This window comes from Citrobacter sp. MNAZ 1397, from assembly GCF_023613995.1.
Classification (GTDB): Bacteria; Pseudomonadota; Gammaproteobacteria; order Enterobacterales; family Enterobacteriaceae; genus Phytobacter; species Phytobacter ursingii.
In genome coordinates, this window is record NZ_JAKIVH010000004.1 from 168,984 (window position 1) to 186,712 (window position 17,729).

Annotated in this window: 18 protein-coding genes and 1 riboswitch; of the genes, 9 read left to right on the forward strand and 9 right to left on the reverse strand. The window is 52.8% G+C overall.

Features of this window, described 5'->3' with window-relative positions; all coding sequences use genetic code 11:
* Positions 1–4: 4 nt before the first annotated feature.
* On the forward strand, positions 5–1,537 hold the full coding sequence (locus L2097_RS20375) for an MFS transporter (protein WP_250353577.1): 1,533 nt from the start codon (positions 5–7) through the stop codon (positions 1,535–1,537).
* A 48-nt stretch (positions 1,538–1,585) separates the two neighbouring features.
* On the opposite strand, the gene parE is transcribed toward L2097_RS20375, so the two are convergent.
* Genes parE through nudF form a run of 5 tightly spaced genes read right to left on the reverse strand, consistent with a single transcriptional unit; the run spans position 1,586 to position 5,998 of the window.
* Positions 1,586–3,478 carry a DNA topoisomerase IV subunit B gene (gene parE / locus L2097_RS20380; RefSeq protein ID WP_047373479.1) on the reverse strand — a complete coding sequence of 631 codons (1,893 nt, stop codon included), beginning with the start codon at positions 3,476–3,478 and terminating at the stop codon, positions 1,586–1,588.
* A gap of 41 nt (positions 3,479–3,519) precedes the next feature.
* Positions 3,520–4,095 (reverse strand): esterase YqiA, encoded by a 576-nt coding sequence (gene yqiA, locus L2097_RS20385; RefSeq protein WP_250353578.1) that lies wholly within the window; start codon positions 4,093–4,095, stop codon positions 3,520–3,522.
* On the reverse strand, positions 4,095–4,922 hold the full coding sequence (gene cpdA, locus L2097_RS20390; RefSeq protein WP_047373090.1) for a 3',5'-cyclic-AMP phosphodiesterase: 828 nt from the start codon (positions 4,920–4,922) through the stop codon (positions 4,095–4,097). The genes yqiA and cpdA overlap by 1 nt, the downstream gene beginning before the upstream one ends.
* A gap of 24 nt (positions 4,923–4,946) precedes the next feature.
* Entirely contained in the window at positions 4,947–5,369 is a 423-nt protein-coding gene (locus L2097_RS20395) for a DUF1249 family protein (RefSeq protein ID WP_047373089.1), read from the reverse strand.
* Complete coding sequence (nudF, locus tag L2097_RS20400; RefSeq protein ID WP_047373088.1) at positions 5,366–5,998, reverse strand: ADP-ribose diphosphatase; 633 nt, start codon at positions 5,996–5,998, stop codon at positions 5,366–5,368. Before nudF ends, L2097_RS20395 begins: the two co-directional genes overlap by 4 nt.
* Before the next feature lie 205 nt (positions 5,999–6,203).
* On the opposite strand from nudF, the gene tolC reads away from it, so the two are divergent.
* From tolC to L2097_RS20415, 3 genes are all read left to right on the forward strand, one after another.
* Positions 6,204–7,649: an outer membrane channel protein TolC gene (gene tolC, locus L2097_RS20405; protein WP_047373087.1), complete on the forward strand. Its 1,446-nt coding sequence runs from the start codon at positions 6,204–6,206 to the stop codon at positions 7,647–7,649.
* A 159-nt stretch (positions 7,650–7,808) separates the two neighbouring features.
* Positions 7,809–8,480 carry a DUF1190 family protein gene (locus L2097_RS20410; protein WP_047373086.1) on the forward strand — a complete coding sequence of 224 codons (672 nt, stop codon included), beginning with the start codon at positions 7,809–7,811 and terminating at the stop codon, positions 8,478–8,480.
* A gap of 5 nt (positions 8,481–8,485) precedes the next feature.
* A complete protein-coding gene (locus L2097_RS20415) occupies positions 8,486–9,646 on the forward strand; it encodes a glutathionylspermidine synthase family protein (RefSeq protein WP_085005790.1) in 1,161 nt (386 codons plus the stop codon).
* 118 nt (positions 9,647–9,764) lie between these two features.
* Here L2097_RS20415 and ygiD read toward each other — a convergent pair whose 3' ends face one another.
* Positions 9,765–10,553, reverse strand: coding sequence for a 4,5-DOPA-extradiol-dioxygenase (ygiD, locus tag L2097_RS20420; protein ID WP_047373084.1), 789 nt, complete (start codon positions 10,551–10,553; stop codon positions 9,765–9,767).
* A 197-nt stretch (positions 10,554–10,750) separates the two neighbouring features.
* On the opposite strand from ygiD, the gene zupT reads away from it, so the two are divergent.
* A complete protein-coding gene (gene zupT, locus L2097_RS20425) occupies positions 10,751–11,530 on the forward strand; it encodes a zinc transporter ZupT (protein WP_142517469.1) in 780 nt (259 codons plus the stop codon).
* Positions 11,531–11,552: 22 nt separating this feature from the next.
* Here zupT and L2097_RS20430 read toward each other — a convergent pair whose 3' ends face one another.
* Both L2097_RS20430 and ribB read right to left on the reverse strand, forming a co-directional pair.
* On the reverse strand, positions 11,553–11,765 hold the full coding sequence (locus L2097_RS20430) for a hypothetical protein (RefSeq protein ID WP_085005792.1): 213 nt from the start codon (positions 11,763–11,765) through the stop codon (positions 11,553–11,555).
* Positions 11,766–11,959: 194 nt separating this feature from the next.
* Entirely contained in the window at positions 11,960–12,613 is a 654-nt protein-coding gene (gene ribB / locus L2097_RS20435; protein WP_250353579.1) for a 3,4-dihydroxy-2-butanone-4-phosphate synthase, read from the reverse strand.
* 95 nt (positions 12,614–12,708) lie between these two features.
* Positions 12,709–12,858: riboswitch (FMN riboswitch) on the reverse strand.
* A 123-nt stretch (positions 12,859–12,981) separates the two neighbouring features.
* On the opposite strand from ribB, the gene ubiK reads away from it, so the two are divergent.
* The 4 genes from ubiK (at position 12,982) to L2097_RS25815 (ending at position 16,126) form a co-directional block, all read left to right on the forward strand.
* Positions 12,982–13,287, forward strand: coding sequence for a ubiquinone biosynthesis accessory factor UbiK (gene ubiK, locus L2097_RS20440; RefSeq protein ID WP_047373080.1), 306 nt, complete (start codon positions 12,982–12,984; stop codon positions 13,285–13,287).
* Positions 13,288–13,472: 185 nt separating this feature from the next.
* Positions 13,473–14,102 carry an OB-fold-containig protein gene (locus L2097_RS20445; RefSeq protein ID WP_085005793.1) on the forward strand — a complete coding sequence of 210 codons (630 nt, stop codon included), beginning with the start codon at positions 13,473–13,475 and terminating at the stop codon, positions 14,100–14,102.
* A gap of 17 nt (positions 14,103–14,119) precedes the next feature.
* Positions 14,120–15,823 carry a flotillin family protein gene (locus L2097_RS20450; protein ID WP_250353580.1) on the forward strand — a complete coding sequence of 568 codons (1,704 nt, stop codon included), beginning with the start codon at positions 14,120–14,122 and terminating at the stop codon, positions 15,821–15,823.
* A gap of 243 nt (positions 15,824–16,066) precedes the next feature.
* Complete coding sequence (locus L2097_RS25815; protein WP_223883644.1) at positions 16,067–16,126, forward strand: type I toxin-antitoxin system Ibs family toxin; 60 nt, start codon at positions 16,067–16,069, stop codon at positions 16,124–16,126.
* A gap of 124 nt (positions 16,127–16,250) precedes the next feature.
* Here L2097_RS25815 and hldE read toward each other — a convergent pair whose 3' ends face one another.
* On the reverse strand, positions 16,251–17,684 hold the full coding sequence (gene hldE, locus L2097_RS20455; protein ID WP_047373077.1) for a bifunctional D-glycero-beta-D-manno-heptose-7-phosphate kinase/D-glycero-beta-D-manno-heptose 1-phosphate adenylyltransferase HldE: 1,434 nt from the start codon (positions 17,682–17,684) through the stop codon (positions 16,251–16,253).
* Positions 17,685–17,729: the final 45 nt, after the last annotated feature.

Genomic DNA, 17,729 nt, shown 5'->3' on the forward strand with positions numbered 1-17,729 from the left:
AAACATGAAGAACTCAGAAAGAAAAATTACCATACCTGTCAGTATCGGTTATGGCCTTACCGATATCATGGGGGGTGGCGCATTTACCGTCATTGGCGCATGGCTATTATTTTATTACACAACTTTTGTTGGTCTCTCGCCATTACAAGCGGCTTCCATCGTGGCAATAGCGCGAATTGTCGATGCAATAATCAGCTTGTTCATGGGGTCATTCACCGACCATTTTTATAAAAATACGCTTGGTAAGAAATTTGGCCGTCGCCGGTTTTTCCTGCTGATTGGTTCACCGTTGATGTTGGTTTATGCCCTTCTTTGGCTGAATGGCATGAACTACTGGTTCTATCTCAGCGTTTATCTCGCCTTTGAAATTATCGCTGCCATGGTGCTTATTCCGTGGGAAACGCTGCCGTCTGAAATGACCAAAGATTTCAACTCCAGGACAAAACTGTCTACAGGGCGTATGTTTCTTTCTGCAACGGGCACCTTTCTCGCCACATTTATTCCGGGGCTGCTGATTGGCTACCTTGGCGAAAAAAGTGCGGAAGCCTACCTGATAAACGGTATTGTATTTGCCGTTGCTTTTATGGTTTGCGTATTTATCTCATGGAAAGTGACCTGGGAGCGCGAATTAACGCCGGAAATGCTTGCCGAACTGGAAAGCGATCGCTCGGCTTCACGGGTGAATATTGTGGGCCTTTTTAAGGATTACTTGTCAACGCTGAAAGTCAGAGCTTTCCGTAAACATCTGGCCATCTATCTGCTCTCCTTTACCGCTAAAGATATTTACAACACCGTCTTTGTATTTTTCTGCGTCTATTGCCTGCAAGTTTCTTCCGCATTTGCGGGAAGCCTGCTGTCGATGAGTATTATCGGTCTGCCCGTTACACTGGTGGCCGGTTTCGGCATCATCAAATTTGGCCCGTCAAAACTGTATGTTTTTGCCTATAGCCTGATGATGCTTTGCCTTGGCGGCATTCTGCTGATTTATCTCTTCCCGACGGAACAAAAGGCCCTGTTACTGATTATCCTTGCCGGTTTGTACCAGGTTGGCCGCTGTGTTCTGGAATTCACGCCGTGGAACGTCTTTCCGTTTATTCCGGACATTGATGAGATGATTACGCGTCAGCGCCGTGAAGGCCTGTTTGCTGCGGTGATGACCTTCTCTCGCAAAACCACCGTCGCTATCGCGACCTTTATTGTCGGTTTTATTCTGCAGGAAGGCGGTTTTGTAAAAGGCAGCCAGGTTCAGCCAGAACAAGCTGTTCATACCATTGCCATGACGCTGTTTATCGGTACCGCAGGCTTGCTGGTGCTCGCCTTATGGCAGGCATTGACCTTCCATCTGAATAAACAGACTCATAAAGTGTTTGTTGATGAAGTAGAAAGGTTGAAAAAGAACGGTTCACGTGCAGCCGTAACGGCTGAAACGCGCACCATTGTGGAAGATCTGACTGGGGTAAAATATGAAAAACTCTGGCCGGAAATTGCCGCTGAAACACAACACCTTTCACCAAAACAGAAAGCGATAATGGATTAACTGAGGCAAACACTCTTCAGGCCACCCGGCCTGAAGAGTTTCAGTTGCTTAAACTTCAATATCCGCCATATCGCCTTTTTCCTGCAACCAGTTACGACGATCTTCCGAACGTTTCTTGGCCAGCAGCATATCCATCATCGCATTGGTGCGTTGGTCGTCATCGTCACTGATAACAAGCTGCACCAGGCGGCGGGTATTCGGATCGAGCGTCGTTTCGCGCAACTGCATCGGGTTCATTTCACCCAGGCCTTTAAAGCGTTGCACGTTCGGCTTGCCTTTCTTACGCTTAAGCTGCTCCAGTACACCCGTTTTCTCTTCTTCGGTCAGGGCATAGTAAACCTCTTTACCCAGATCGATACGATACAACGGCGGCAGCGCCACGTAGACGTGACCGTTCTTCACCAGCGTCCGGAAATGTTTCACAAACAGCGCGCACAGCAACGTCGCGATGTGCAGCCCATCCGAGTCAGCATCCGCCAGAATACAGACCTTGCCGTAACGCAATTGGCTCAGATCGTCACTGTCGGGATCAATACCGATCGCCACGGAGATGTCATGCACTTCCTGGGATGCCAACACCTCATCGGAGGAGACCTCCCAGGTATTCAGGATCTTGCCTTTCAGCGGCATGATCGCCTGATATTCACGATCGCGTGCCTGCTTGGCAGAACCGCCCGCCGAGTCCCCTTCCACCAGGAACAACTCGGTCCGGTTGAGATCCTGGGCGGTACAGTCCGCGAGTTTGCCAGGCAGTGCCGGGCCGCTGGTGAGCTTTTTACGCACCACTTTCTTCGCGGCGCGCAGGCGGCGCTGGGCACTGGAAATCGCCATTTCCGCCAGCATTTCTGCGGCCTGAACGTTCTGATTGAGCCACAGGCTAAAAGCATCTTTCACCACGCCGGAAACAAAGGCCGCGCACTGACGCGATGACAGACGCTCTTTAGTCTGTCCGGCGAACTGCGGATCCTGCATCTTCACCGACAGCACATATGCACAGCGTTCCCAGATATCTTCCGCCGAGAGTTTCACGCCGCGCGGTAAGATATTGCGGTATTCGCAGAATTCGCGCATCGCGTCGAGCAGCCCCTGACGCAAACCGTTTACATGGGTACCGCCCTGCATGGTCGGGATCAGGTTAACGTAGCTTTCCGTCAGCAGTTCCCCACCTTCCGGCAGCCAGAGCAGCGCCCAGTCCACCGCTTCGGTTTCAGCAGCAAAGTTGCCAATAAATGGTTTTTCCGGCAGGGTCGGCAGGCCGTTCACCGCTTCGGCAAGATAGTCGTTCAGACCGTCCTGATAGCACCAGCGCTGCTCGGCGTTGTTCACCTCATCTTTGAAAGTGATTTCCACCCCAGGGCACAGCACGGCTTTCGCTTTCAGCAAATGGGTCAGACGAGAGACGGAAAAACGCGGGCTGTCGAAAAACTTCTCGTCTGGCCAGAAGTGGACGCTGGTGCCGGTCGCGCGTTTCGCACAGGTACCGACGACTTTGAGGTCGCTGACCTTCTCGCCATTTTCGAAAGCGATATTGTAAATCTGGCCGTCACGCTTCACGTTCACTTCCACGCGGCGAGACAAGGCGTTGACCACGGAAATCCCTACGCCGTGCAAGCCACCGGAGAACTGATAGTTCTTGTTGGAAAACTTGCCGCCCGCGTGCAGACGACAAAGAATCAGCTCAACCGCTGGCACGCCCTCTTCCGGGTGAATATCCACCGGCATACCGCGACCATCGTCAATGACTTCGAGAGATTGATCGGCGTGAAGAATGACATCCACGCGCTTCGCGTGACCTGCCAGCGCTTCGTCCACGCTGTTATCAATAACTTCCTGACCAAGATGGTTGGGACGGGTGGTATCGGTATACATCCCCGGACGGCGGCGAACCGGCTCAAGCCCGGTGAGTACCTCTATGGCATCAGCGTTATAGGATTGCGTCATGGTGTGTTCGTAGATAATGACCGCTTCGTTTCCCCGTTGGCTCAATGGAGCCCAAGGAAATCGACAATCTGTGTGAAATGATTCTCAAAGCCCACAAATGCATGGTTACCGCCCTCTTCTACCGTCTGACGACATGCGTCGTAATACGCCACGGCCTGGCGGTAATCCAGCACTTCGTCCCCAGTCTGTTGCAGCAACCAGATTAAATCCGGCGCGTCCAGCGGGTCGACCTGCATCACTTTGAGCTCGTAAATATGGCGAGACTCTAGCACATATTGCTCCCCGGTGTAGGGGTTCTCGTTGTTACCGGGGAACTCTGCCAGCAATTCAAACGGGCGAACGGCAGGATTCACCACCACCGCTGGCAACGTAAAACACTGAGATAACCAGGTTGCGTAGTAGCCCCCAAGCGACGAACCGACAATACCCAGCGGTTGTCCGCCATGTTGCATCACCAACGATTCCAGCAATTCTGCTGCCTGCGCCGGGTAAGCGGGCAACTGGGGAACGACAACGTCGATATCAGGGTAATATTCAGCCAGCCAATGACGCAGCTGCGTTGCTTTCGCAGAACGCGGCGAGCTGTTAAAACCATGCAAATAAAGAAGCGTGGCCATCAGTATCCTTCTGACGCGGTATCCGGATTGAACCGCGTGCTTTGCAAACGACAGACCTCAGTTTGCAGGCTTCCGTCCGGGTACAGATCCAGCCAGCGCCAGCCAGGCGCGATTGTGTCGAGAGTGAAGTTGGCACAATGCGGTTTAAACTGCACACAGGTTGATGGCGTCGCTAACAGGCGACGGCCATTCCAGTCGAGGTCCAGCTCCTGGTGAATATGTCCACATAACAGGTAGCGAACATGAGGGAAACGCGCCAGCACGTTATCCAGCTCTGCGGCATTGCGCAGGCTGTGTTGATCCAACCAGCTACATCCTGAAGGCAGCGGGTGATGATGTAACAATAGCAGCGTATGACGCTCAGGGCTGGCACTCAGTTTTTTTTCCAGCCAGTCGAGCTGAAATTCACTTAGTTCACCGTGTGGAACGCCAAACACCTGGCTATCAAGCAGGAGAATTTGCCAGTTATCGCCAGTGATTACCCGTTTGGAGGAGGAAATTCCTGCTTCCTGCAGTGCGGTATACATTGCCGGTTGAAAATCATGATTGCCTGGCAGCCAGACACAAGGCGCGCCAAATCTTGCGATGCCCTCAGCAAAATGCTGATAAGCCGCAGCGGTCTGATCCTGCGCCAGGTCGCCCGTGGCGACAATCAAATCACACTCACGCTGCTGGGCCTGAATGGCATCCAGTACGGCCTGATAGCTTTCCCAGGTATTCACACCTAACAGCGTTTCATGTTTTTCGGCAAACAGGTGAGTGTCAGTAATTTGTAATATCCTGACTCTGGCCCCACCAGCCAGAGGAAGGTTTAACAGGCTTTCCAAATGGTGTCCTTAGGTTTCACTACGCTAACAAACCGGAATCGCCATTGCTCCATGTGCTAAACAGTAACGTAGCCAGTCGGCCAGAAACTGATTAATTTGATGCTTTTCGTCGCGTTGATGCAACTTTTTATTCGGGTAATCATAACGCGCTTTAAAACGAAAGATCTGCTGACTCGAACACACTTCGGCTACCATCGCGTCGTGATACAGGCGCACTGTCATTGACGGCAGGCTCCAGTAACTCACAGCGGGCAGGGTCTGTTCGATTTCCACAAGCGTAGTGTAGCGGGTGGATTCGACAATCGTTAACCGGTATTGCGCATTCGCCACCTGATAGCTCACTGTTTCGCCTGTCTCGTCGTTACGCGGCAGCAGGCGGCGGAGCTGCGCGAAATTGGTCTCGCACAGGCGCATCATTTCAGGGAAGTCAGGTGTATAACGCTTCATTTTTTCCACTCGTTTCGTAAGCTCTCATAATGCAGTTGCAGCCATTGCAGGGCGATGACAGACGCTGCGTTGTCGATTTTCCCCTCTTCTACTAACTGATAAGCCCGTTCCCGGCTCACCACATGAACACGAATATCTTCGTTTTCATCCACCAGGCCGTGAATACCTTCAGCCTGCGTGGCATCCACTTCGCCAACCAATAAGGACAAGCGCTCGCTGGTGCCCCCAGGGCTTGCCAGATAGCTCAACATCTTCTTCACGCGCCCCACGTTCAGCCCGGCTTCTTCTACCGCCTCGCGTCGAACGACATCTTCAACAGACTCGCCCTCTTCGATCATGCCTGCGACCATCTCGAGCAACCACGGGCTTTCGCTGGTATCAAACGCGGCAATACGAATCTGTTCGACCAACACCACTTCATCCCTCACTGGGTCAAAGGGTAGCAAGACTGCGGCATGGCCGCGTTCAAAAATTTCACGCCGTACCTCACCGCTCATCTCACCGTTGAATAAACGGTGGCGAAAACGGTAGAGATCGAGCGAAAAAAAACCGCGATAGAGAGTTTCCCGTGCAATAATTTCTACATCGTTTTTTGTGAAAGTCACAGCAGAGGTTTCTGGCTTACTCATGCGGATATCCTGTTATTAATTAATGTTGATTTTGTGGTTTTCAAGCCTGTTTGACTGCCGTTTCAACCGCCATGTGATAGATTGGGGCAAATTTACGTCGGATGGCACTTTACGCCAACCTTCAGCGGTGGCGCTCTCTGTTAGAATCGGCGAATATTTCTGAATTTAGATCAGCGCTATTCATGCTTCACAACAAGGAATGCAAATGAAGAAATTGCTCCCCATTCTTATCGGCCTGAGCCTGACAGGTTTCAGTGCTATGAGCCAGGCAGAAAACCTGTTGCAGGTTTATCAGCAGGCGCGTTTAAGCAACCCCGATCTGCGTAAATCCGCCGCCGATCGTGATGCAGCTTTCGAGAAAATTAACGAAGCGCGCAGCCCGTTACTGCCACAGCTGGGTTTGGGTGCGGATTACACCTACAGCAATGGCTACCGCGACAGCAATGGTGTGAACTCCAACGCCACCAGCGGCTCCCTGCAGCTTACGCAAACCTTGTTTGATATGTCTAAATGGCGTGCGTTGACGTTACAGGAAAAATCCGCGGGCATCCAGGATGTGACGTACCAGACCGACCAGCAAACGCTCATTCTGAATACCGCTACTGCCTATTTTAACGTACTGAGCGCGATTGACTCGCTCTCTTATACCGAAGCGCAGAAACAGGCCATCTACCGTCAGTTGGACCAAACAACCCAGCGTTTTAATGTGGGTCTGGTGGCTATTACTGATGTACAGAACGCCCGTTCACAGTATGACACTGTCCTGGCTAACGAAGTGACCGCCCGTAACAACCTCGACAATGCCGTCGAGTCACTGCGTCAGGTCACCGGTAACTACTATCCGCAACTGGCATCCCTGAATGTTGATGGCTTCAAAACAGACAAACCGCAGGCGGTGAACGCACTGCTGAAAGACGCGGAAAGTCGCAACCTGACGTTGCTGCAGGCACGTCTGAGCCAGGATCTGGCTCGTGAGCAGATTCGCCAGGCGCAAGACGGCCACCTGCCGACGCTGGATTTGACCGCGTCCACCGCAGTATCGAATACGTCTTACAGCGGCTCCCGCACAAACAGCGCCCAGTATGACGACAGCAAAATTGGTCAGAATAAAGTGGGTCTGAGCTTCTCCCTGCCGCTGTATCAGGGCGGGATGGTGAATTCACAGGTGAAACAAGCGCAGTACAACTTTGTTGGCGCAAGCGAGCAACTGGAAAGCGCGCACCGCAGCGTTGTGCAGACTGTCCGTTCCTCCTTCAATAATGTGAATGCCTCCATCAGTAGCATCAACGCGTATAAACAAGCCGTTGTTTCTGCACAAAGCTCTTTGGATGCGATGGAAGCAGGTTACTCCGTGGGTACGCGTACCATTGTGGACGTACTGGACGCAACCACCACGCTGTATAACGCGAAACAGCAGCTCTCCAGCGCGCGTTATAACTACCTGATTAACCAGTTGAATATCAAATCTGCTCTCGGCACCCTGAATGAACAGGATCTGCTGGCGCTGAACAACACGCTGGGTAAACCTGTCTCGACCTCGCCGGAAAATGTCGCCCCGGAAAACCCGGAGCAAGAAGCTCGCGTTGAGAAGATGGCAAACGGACAAGCGTCGCAGGCACAGCCAGCCAGCGTACGCAAAACAACGCGTTAATTCGTTTTTCCCGCATTATCGTTACGGGGGCACTTAGCCCCCGTTTTTACGTAAGGCAACGTAAAGATCCCCCCTGCTGACCCGCACCCTGCTTCATTTTCAGACACTCATCCACTATCCTGACCTTTTATTAATACCTGTGGGTCTCGGAAGACAAATATGAAACGGACAAAGAATATTAATCATGCGATGTTTCGCAAAAGCTGGGGCGCTCGTCACCTGACGCCCGTGGCGCTGGCCGTGACTGCCGTCTTTATGTTGGCAGGGTGCGAACAAAACGATGAAACGGTGAAAATGTATCAGAATGCCGATGACTGCTCTTCGGCAAACCCGGGCAAAAGCGCCGAATGCAAAACCACCTATGACAACGCGCTGAAAGAAGCAGCACGTACCGCGCCGAAATATGCATCACGCGAAGATTGTGTGGCTGAATTTGGCGAAGGCCAGTGTCAACAAGCACCCGCTCAGGCAGGCGTGGCGACGGAAAACCAGGCGCAGGCACAACAGTCTGGCGGCAGCTTCTGGATGCCGCTAATGGCGGGTTACATGATGGGCCGCCTGATGGGTGGCGGCGCGGGTTATGCCCAGCAGCCGCTGTTCAGCTCCAAAAACCCGGCCAGCCCGGCCTATGGCCAGTACACCGATGCCAGCGGCAAAAGCTACGGCGCAGCCCAGCCAGGGCGTAGCGCAACAGTTTCGAAAACCGCGATGGCACCAAAACCGGCAACAACCTCCACCGTCACGCGTGGCGGCTTTGGCGAATCCGTGGCCAAACAGACTTCGATGCAGCGCAGTGCCAGCGGCACCTCAACCCGTTCAATGGGTGGCTAATAACCATGGAAAGAATGACTATTGCCGAACGGCCCGACTGGCGCGAGAAAGCCACCGAGTATGGTTTCAACTTTCACACCATGTATGGCGAACCCTACTGGTGTGAAGACGCCTACTACAAACTGACGCTCGCCCAGGTCGAGAAACTGGAAGAAGTTACCGCCGAGCTCCATCAGATGTGTCTGCAGGTTGTGGACAAGGTTATCGCCAGTGACGAATTGCTGGCGAAATTCCGCATTCCCAGGCACACATGGGGCTTTGTGCGCCAGTCCTGGAAAACCGGACAGCCGTCGCTTTATTCACGCCTGGATCTGGCATGGGATGGCACCGGCGAACCTAAGCTGCTGGAAAATAATGCCGATACACCAACCTCACTGTATGAAGCGGCATTTTTTCAGTGGATTTGGCTGGAAGATCAGATAGCCGCGGGCAAACTGCCGGACAGCTGCGATCAATTCAACAGTCTGCAGGAAAAACTGATTGAGCGCTTTGCCGCGCTACGCGAGCAATATGGCTTTAACCTGCTGCATTTCGCCTGCTGTCGCGATACCGTCGAAGACCGTGGTACCGTGCAATACCTGCAAGACTGCGCCGCCGAAGCCGATGTAGCCAGCGAGTTTCTCTATATCGAAGATATCGGCCTCGGGGAAAAAGGGCAGTTTACCGATCTGCAGGATCACGTGATCAGTAATCTGTTTAAGCTGTATCCCTGGGAGTATATGCTGCGCGAAGTTTTCTCAACCAAGCTGGAAGATGCGGGCGTGCGCTGGCTGGAACCAGCATGGAAGAGCATCATTTCGAACAAAGCGCTCCTGCCAATGCTGTGGGAAATGTTCCCGAACCATCCGAATCTGTTGCCCGCCTGGTTTGCCGAAGACGCGCATCCGGAAATGGACAAATACGTGCTTAAGCCTATCTTCTCTCGCGAAGGGGCGAATGTGTCCATCATCGAAAATGGCAAAACGGTTGAAGAAGTCGAAGGCCCATACGGTGAAGAAGGAATGATCGTCCAGCAGTTCTGTCAGCTACCCAAGTATGGCGACAGCTACATGCTGATTGGCAGTTGGCTTATCAACGATCAACCCGCAGGTATTGGCATTCGTGAAGACCGGGCGTTGATCACCCAGGATCTGTCGCGCTTCTATCCGCATGTCTTTGTTGAGTAACATGCGTCCAGGATCCCCGGATGCACTTACCCGGGGCTTCTGAGTCGTCACCCGAGGCAACGCCGCATTCGGGAATATACCGGGTACGCATACTGTACGCTTACCCGGCTACAAAGCCTTAGCCTATCTGCACCGACAACATACTGAGGCTGCCCATTTCAAGACCGTCTACCGGAATCGAGATACTCTCCACCCCATCCCACGCCCCCAGGACATAGAGCAGCGGCAGGAAATGGTCCGGTGTCGGGTTAGAAAGCGAACCGCCTTCATGCTCCATATAATTAACCAGCGGATGCTGCTCGGTCGGCCCTTTCCACGTCAGGTTATCCTTCACAAATTCGTTGAAAGCGGTCGCCCACGGATAAGGCGAGTTATCGCCATGCCAGCGTGCCGTGCGCAGGTTATGCACCACGTTACCGCTCGCCACCAGCATAATGCCTTCATCGCGCAGTGCTGCCAGCTTACGCCCCACTTCCATATGCCATGCCGCCGGTTTGGTACTATCGATACTCAACTGCACCATCGGGATATCGGCCTTCGGATACATTTTGATCAGCACGCCCCAGGAACCGTGGTCAAAACCCCATGCTTCTTTATCCAGAGTAACCGGCACGGGTGATAACAGTTCAACCAAATGCCGGGCCAGCGCAGGCGAACCCGGAGCCGGGTAATGGGTGTCGTACAGCGCCTGAGGGAAACCGCCAAAGTCATGAATTGTCTGCGGTGCTTCCATCGCCGTTACCCCGGTACCACGCGTAAACCAGTGCGCTGAGACAACCACAATAGCTTTAGGACGCGGCAGTGTTTCGCCAAGCTGAGCCCAGGCGCGGGTATAAACGTTATCTTCCAGAACATTCATCGGGCTGCCGTGGCCCAAAAACAGTGCTGGCATGCGAGGTGCAGACATGATGATATCCTTACTGAGTGTGTCATATTTGATGAACACACATTACGCTTATTCCCCGGGTGATGAACTCAGATAAGCGTGATGAAGATATTCAGAATTTTTGAATGTAAGGATTGCGTAAAGGTAACGCAACGGCCTCGCTTTGGAATCCATTAATATTTAACATTAATGAGAAGCATTATCATAAGGAGTGATACATGTCAGCACCACTGATTCTGACGTTACTTGCCGGCGCTGCCACCTTTATCGGCGCCTTTCTGGGGGTTCTTGGCCAGAAACCGTCAAACCGTGTACTGGCATTCTCGCTGGGATTTGCCGCTGGCATCATGCTGCTTATCTCCCTTATGGAGATGTTGCCAGCCGCACTGGCAACTGAGGGCATGTCACCCATGCTGGGCTATGGTATGTTCGTCATTGGCCTGTTGGGCTATTTTGCTCTTGACCGTCTGCTTCCCCATGCACATCCACAGGATTTAATGCAGAGTGCGCATTCACAGCACCCTGTCCCTCGCAAAATTCAACGTACGGCGATCTTATTAACGCTGGGTATCAGCCTGCATAACTTTCCGGAGGGCATCGCCACCTTTGTGACAGCCAGTAACGACCTTGAACTGGGTTTCGGTATTGCACTGGCGGTAGCCTTGCACAATATTCCAGAAGGTCTTGCGGTTGCCGGCCCGGTTTATGCGGCAACCGGTTCAAAGCGCACGGCAATTTTTTGGGCGGGGATTTCCGGGCTTGCGGAAATTCTTGGTGGGGTTCTGGCCTGGCTGATTCTGGGAAGTCTGGTCTCCCCGATGGTGATGGCGGCGGTCATGGCGGCGGTTGCCGGAATTATGGTCGCGCTCTCTGTCGATGAACTGATGCCGCTGGCAAAAGAGATCGACCCCAACAACAACCCAAGCTATGGCGTGCTTTGTGGGATGTCAGTGATGGGTCTTAGCCTGGTCGCGCTGCAAACGATGGGATTTGGTTAATACATGCAGGCGTTGCTCGCGCCTATTGGGCAACGCCGCTTCCGGAAGCCGCCTCAGGTTCCACCTGCTCTTGCTCCTTTGCTTGCATCGACTGGATTATCTTTAACGCGCGCTGGTATCCTTCTTGTTGTGCATCACGATCCTGGCGAAATGCCCTGCAATTACGTCGCAAACACATGATATGTGCGAACATCACGAGCACAACGACCAAAAAACCGCACCAGTAAATCAGCATATCCCTTCCTTATCCCGCTGGTTAGCGAGCCATTACGTCATGGATACCACTTTATAAGTAGCAAGCCGATGTCGCCATTAGCGAGATCAACAAAGCGGAGAAATGAGCTATTTTCAGCAAGGGACTAACAGGGAAATAAAAAAATCCGAAGCAGGCGGTCCGGCTTCGGATTCTTTGCAAAGCATGGCTATCGCTTAGCTTGCTTTACGCTCATGCTCCAGACGATAGGCCACCAGATCTTCAATGGTGACAACGGCCATGTTGTGCTCGCGTGCAAACTTGATACATTCCGGCGCGCGCGCCATGGAGCCATCATCGTTCGTCAGTTCACACAGCACACCAGCCGGTTTGAACCCAGCCAGGGAGACAAGATCGATCGTCGCTTCGGTATGGCCACCACGAGTCAACACACCGCCCTGCTGCGCACGCAGCGGGAAAACGTGGCCCGGACGATTCAGGTCAGAAGGTTTAGCGCCATCAGCAATGGCAGCACGCACGGTGGTAACACGGTCAGCCGCAGAAACCCCGGTAGTAACCCCTGTAGCGGCTTCGATGGTAACGGTAAAGCCGGTACCGTAAGCGCTGGTGTTGTTTTCAACCATCATCGGCAGATCAAGTTGTTTACGACGATCTTCGGTGATGCACAGACAAACAATACCGCTACCGTGACGGATGGTCAGCGCCATCTGCTCAACGGTCATGGTTTCAGCAGCAAAAATCATGTCGCCTTCATTCTCGCGATCTTCATCGTCGAGAACCATCACACCGCGACCTTCGCGCAGTGCGGTTAAAGCAATTTCAATACGTTCGAATGGCGTGCCAAAAGAAGAAAGCAGCGTCTGATTCATGGTAAAAGACCTCAATAAAGTTATGGTTACCAGAATCAGGGCAGTCTTAGGAGTATAAAAAAATAACGCGAGCGGGCCTCCAGGCCCAACTGAATCGTTACTCTCTCCCATCCGGACTCTAACCGTCGGCCCCGGAATTACACCGGATCTGCTGACCTTCCGGTTTTCACCAGAAGCGCTCGCGGGCTTTCAGCGTAGGCTGATTTACCGCCGGTGGGGAATTTCGCCCCGCCCTGAGAATAAGCGGGATAACTATAACGCTATTGATTACCTTCGGCAACGCGTAACCTTCAAACAAATCTGGTTTATCGTTATGGCATATCACACTACAATAATTGTCAGAACCTATCCGAACAGGGAACTTACAAATGATTGACCCGAAAAAAATTGAACAGATTGCGCGTCAGGTCCACGAATCGATGCCAAAAGGGATCCGCGAGTTCGGGGAAGATGTTGAGAAAAAAATCCGCCAGTCCCTGCAGGCACAGTTGACCCGTCTTGACCTGGTCAGCCGCGAAGAGTTTGACGTACAGACGCAGGTACTGTTGCGCACGCGTGAAAAACTGGCGCTGCTTGAGCAACGTCTTAACGAACTGGAAAACCGCAATGCCTCAGCAGAGGTGAAGCCGGCCCCGGCGATCCCTCCGGTTGATTCGCCGGAGACGGGCGCATAAGCCCACGCCGGCATCCCCTGAGTCTTTTCCCGCAAAGGGGGTAATCAATAAAGTGTCCTTGATTACCCCTACAATATTCCAGTAGTCCCTCTGCCTTTTTGTTACTCCCCCATTCGTGATATTATTGCCTTCGATACTCAAAGCGTTATTTGCCTTTATTAAAAATAATAACCCAAGGAGAATATATGGATATTTTTCCTGAATACTACTCACCTTACTTTTTCGCCCTCACATTTGTGGCGCTTATAGGTATCGTGGAAATTGTCTCGCTGTTCTTTGGGAATGTTATTTCTGGCGTCATTGATTCACATTTGGGTCATTATGATGGGGTCGCTTCCGGCCATTTGAATCAATTTTTCCATTACCTTAATTTTGGTCGCGTTCCCGCGCTGGTTGTTCTTTGCCTTATCGCCGGTTGCTTCGGATTGACTGGCATTTTTTTGCAGCAGCTGAGCGTCACACTGCTACAAACCCCGCTTCCCAACGTAGCCCTTATCCCTTTTTGCCTTATTTTTTCAGGTATTAGCACGCACTATACCGGTAAGCTTTTGGGGCGCTGGCTACCGGGCGATGAAACCAGCGCAATCACAGAAGATGATTTTATTGGTGCCATGGCTATTATCACGGGTCACAGCGCGGCACCTCAGCGTCCCTGCGAAGGAAAATTTAAAGATAAATTTGGACAGGTACATTATTTACTTCTGGAACCCGAAGAGGGAAAAACCTTTAAACGCGGTGATAAGGTTCTCATTATTTGTCGGTTGTCCGCCAGCCGTTATTTGGCGGAGTTGAATCCCTGGCCAAATGAATTGTAAAAACAAAAGGAAATATTATGGAAAATCTATTGAGTCTATTTCCCTCATGGATGAGTTATGCTCTGGCAGTCGTTTTTATCCTGTTGGTCATTGGGGTTATTTTTGCCCGATTATATCGCCGGGCCTCGGCTGAGCAAGCGTTTGTACGAACCGGTTTAGGCGGACAGAAAGTGGTAATGAGCGGCGGCGCGATTGTGATGCCCATATTCCACGAAATAATTCCGATTAACATGAATACCCTCAAGCTCGAAGTAAGCCGTTCTACGGTAGACAGCCTGATCACTAAAGACCGTATGCGCGTTGATGTCGTTGTTGCCTTTTTCGTCCGTGTAAAACCGTCAATTGAGGGGATTGCCACTGCCGCACAGACGTTGGGTCAGCGTACATTGTCGCCAGAGGATCTCCGTGTGTTAATTGAAGATAAATTCGTTGATGCCCTGCGTGCTACAGCCTCCCAGATGACCATGCATGAGTTACAGGACACCCGCGAAAACTTCGTTCAGGGCGTACAAAACACCGTGGCGGAAGATCTTTCAAAAAACGGTCTGGAGCTGGAGAGCGTTTCGTTAACCAACTTCAACCAGACGGAAAAGGTGCATTTCAACCCGAATAACGCCTTTGATGCCGAAGGTCTCACCAAGCTGACGCAGGAAACTGAGCGCCGTCGTCGTGAACGTAACGAAGTCGAGCAGGATGTGGAAGTCGCAGTCCGTGAGAAGAACCGCGATGCCCTGGCGCGCAAACTTGAGATTGAGCAGCAAGAAGCCTTTATGACGCTTGAGCAGGAGCAGCAGGTGAAAACCCGCACCGCCGAGCAGAATGCCAAAATCGCCGCCTTCGAAGCAGAGCGTCATCGTGAAGCCGAGCAAACACGTATCCTTGCAGAACGGCAAATTCAGGAAAGTGAAATCGAGCGTGAGCAGGCGGTACGCTCCAGAAAAGTTGAGGCTGAGCGTGAAGTTCGCATTAAAGAGATCGAACAGCAGCAGGTGACGGAGATTGCCAACCAGACGAAATCCATCGCCATTGCGGCGAAGTCAGAACTACAGTCACAGGCGGAAGCAAAGGCCAATGACGCACTGGCGCAAGCCGTTCGTGCTCAGCAAAACGTAGAAACCACGCGCCAGACTGCCGAAGCCGATCGTGCCAAACAGGTTGCGCTGATTGCCGCCGCTCAGGACGCGGAAACCAAAGCGGTTGAGCTGACAGTACGCGCCAAAGCCGAAAAAGAAGCGGCAGAATTGCAGGCCGCAGCCATCGTAGAACTGGCGGAAGCCACGCGCAAAAAAGGGCTGGCGGAAGCCGAAGCGCAGCGCGCGCTAAACGATGCAATTAACGTACTTTCCAACGAACAAACCAGCCTCAAATTTAAACTGGCGCTTCTGCAAGCACTGCCTGCGGTTATCGAAAAATCCGTTGAGCCGATGAAGTCTATCGACGGAATCAAGATCATTCAGGTGGATGGGATGAATCGTGGCGGAGCGGCTGGCGAAGTGAGCGCGGGAACAGCCAGCGGCGGAAACCTTGCGGAACAAGCACTCTCTGCCGCCCTTGCCTACCGAACCCAGGCACCGTTGATTGATTCGCTGCTTAATGAGATTGGCATTTCCGGTGGCTCGCTGGCCGCCATGACAACGCCGTTAAATGCATCATCAGCGGTCGGGCCAAATGAAGAAATCGCGGTCACAGCGGTAAAAGAAGAGACGGTAAAAGAGGAATAGTTTCTTCCCACCTTATGTCACCCCTCCCTGGCCTGTAAAGCCGGGGATTTTTTTATTCTGAACGCGCCGTTTCAGTGCGTAACGTTCGGAACAGGGCCATTTTGCGTGAACGATCCAGTAATAAAACATCCGAGGGGAAAAGCCCTTGTCCCTGTAGAAGCACTCACCAACAATCGCTGGGTCAGCAAGGGGCTGAAACGGGAAAGCCCCTTCCGAGGAAGGGGCTTTAATAAGGAAAGGGTTATGATGAAGCACGTCATCATACTGATTGTTCTGTTAACGATAAGTTTCCACGCTTACTAACAGTCAATCAGAGGGGGGAGAAATCCCCTCTCACCCTTGTTCCTTTAATTTAGGTCGAAAAAGCAGCACCGTCAACAGCGAGGAGAGCCTCATAACGGGATGTTCGATGCATCTCCCACATTGCTTACTTCTCGCTGTCTTTCTGGATTTTCCTGATGATATTGGTGGTCGAACAGCCATCTTCAAAGTTGAGCACCAGCACTTCGCCGCCGTTGGCCCACACTTCTTCACTGCCGGCAATCTCTTCCGGCTTGTAGTCCCCGCCTTTCACCAGCTTATCCGGCAGAACGGAGGCAATCAGACGCTGCGGCGTATCTTCTTCAAACGGCACCACCCAGTCCACGGCTTCCAGCGCGCTCAGAACGATCATACGTTGCTCAAGTGGGTTTACCGGGCGTGAATCCCCTTTCAGACGTTTAGTGGATGCATCGCTGTTCACTGCGACAATCAGACGATCGCCGAGCTTACGGGCATTCGCCAGATACGACACATGGCCCGCATGCAGGATGTCGAACACGCCGTTGGTCATCACCACTTTTTCGCCACGTTTGCGTGCTGCAGCGACGGCATCGCGCAATTCTTCTTCGGTCATCACGCCAAAACCCGTCTCCGAGCGTCCGCGCACTGCGTTTTCCAGTTCGATAGGTGAAACGGTGGAGGTCCCGAGTTTACCCACCACCACGCCCGCAGCCGCGTTCGCGAAGAAGCACGCTTCTTCCAGCGAATTACCTGCGGCAAGGGTAGCCGCCAGTACGCCAATCACCGTGTCACCCGCGCCGGTCACGTCATACACTTCCTGCGCCTGCGTCGGCATATGCAGTGGCGCTTTGCCCGGCTGCAGCAACGTCATTCCCTGCTCAGAACGGGTAACCAGCAGCGCGGTCAGGTCGAAATCGGCAATCAGCTTCATACCGCGTTCCACAATCTCGTCTTCGTCTTTGCATTTGCCAACCACGGCTTCAAATTCGGAGAGATTCGGCGTCAACAGGGTCGCGCCACGGTAGCGTTCAAAATCGGTCCCTTTCGGGTCGATCAGTACCGGCACGCCCGCACCGCGCGCCAGCGCGATCATCGTCTGAATGCTCGTTAGCGCCCCTTTGGCATAATCGGACAGCACCAGCGCACCGATGCTGCTCAGCGCCTGATTAATACGCTCATGCAGCGGCTCAGGATCCACGCCATCAAAGCCTTCTTCGAAATCGAGGCGAATCAGTTGCTGATTACGCGACAGTACGCGTAGCTTGGTGATGGTGGGATGAGTTGGAACAGAAACGAAGTCGCATTTCACGTTGACGTCCGCCAGCGCCTTGCTCAGTGCACGCGCCGCATCGTCAATACCGGTCAACCCGACCAGACGCGCGCCCGCGCCCAGGGAAGCGATGTTCATTGCCACGTTAGCCGCGCCACCCGGACGCTCCTCAATGGTTTCGACCTTCACCACTGGCACCGGCGCTTCCGGTGAAATACGGCTGGTTGGACCGTACCAGTAGCGGTCCAGCATCACATCGCCTACGACCAGCACTCCCGCTTGATTAAACTCTGGCAGCGTTACTTTCATTCCTGTCTCCTGAGAGATACAAAATTTGCGCGCGATAATAGCACA

Bases quoted from the DNA above. Each gene is read 5' to 3' on its own strand.
- L2097_RS20375 (WP_250353577.1), top strand. From the start codon at position 5: ATGAAGAACTCAGAAAGAAAAATTACCATACCTGTCAGTATCGGTTAT.
- parE (WP_047373479.1), bottom strand. From the start codon at position 3,478: ATGACGCAATCCTATAACGCTGATGCCATAGAGGTACTCACCGGGCTT.
- yqiA (WP_250353578.1), bottom strand. From the start codon at position 4,095: ATGGCCACGCTTCTTTATTTGCATGGTTTTAACAGCTCGCCGCGTTCT.
- L2097_RS20395 (WP_047373089.1), bottom strand. From the start codon at position 5,369: ATGAAGCGTTATACACCTGACTTCCCTGAAATGATGCGCCTGTGCGAG.
- nudF (WP_047373088.1), bottom strand. From the start codon at position 5,998: ATGAGTAAGCCAGAAACCTCTGCTGTGACTTTCACAAAAAACGATGTA.
- tolC (WP_047373087.1), top strand. From the start codon at position 6,204: ATGAAGAAATTGCTCCCCATTCTTATCGGCCTGAGCCTGACAGGTTTC.
- L2097_RS20410 (WP_047373086.1), top strand. From the start codon at position 7,809: ATGAAACGGACAAAGAATATTAATCATGCGATGTTTCGCAAAAGCTGG.
- L2097_RS20415 (WP_085005790.1), top strand. From the start codon at position 8,486: ATGGAAAGAATGACTATTGCCGAACGGCCCGACTGGCGCGAGAAAGCC.
- ygiD (WP_047373084.1), bottom strand. From the start codon at position 10,553: ATGTCTGCACCTCGCATGCCAGCACTGTTTTTGGGCCACGGCAGCCCG.
- zupT (WP_142517469.1), top strand. From the start codon at position 10,751: ATGTCAGCACCACTGATTCTGACGTTACTTGCCGGCGCTGCCACCTTT.
- L2097_RS20430 (WP_085005792.1), bottom strand. From the start codon at position 11,765: ATGCTGATTTACTGGTGCGGTTTTTTGGTCGTTGTGCTCGTGATGTTC.
- ribB (WP_250353579.1), bottom strand. From the start codon at position 12,613: ATGAATCAGACGCTGCTTTCTTCTTTTGGCACGCCATTCGAACGTATT.
- ubiK (WP_047373080.1), top strand. From the start codon at position 12,982: ATGATTGACCCGAAAAAAATTGAACAGATTGCGCGTCAGGTCCACGAA.
- L2097_RS20445 (WP_085005793.1), top strand. From the start codon at position 13,473: ATGGATATTTTTCCTGAATACTACTCACCTTACTTTTTCGCCCTCACA.
- L2097_RS20450 (WP_250353580.1), top strand. From the start codon at position 14,120: ATGGAAAATCTATTGAGTCTATTTCCCTCATGGATGAGTTATGCTCTG.
- hldE (WP_047373077.1), bottom strand. From the start codon at position 17,684: ATGAAAGTAACGCTGCCAGAGTTTAATCAAGCGGGAGTGCTGGTCGTA.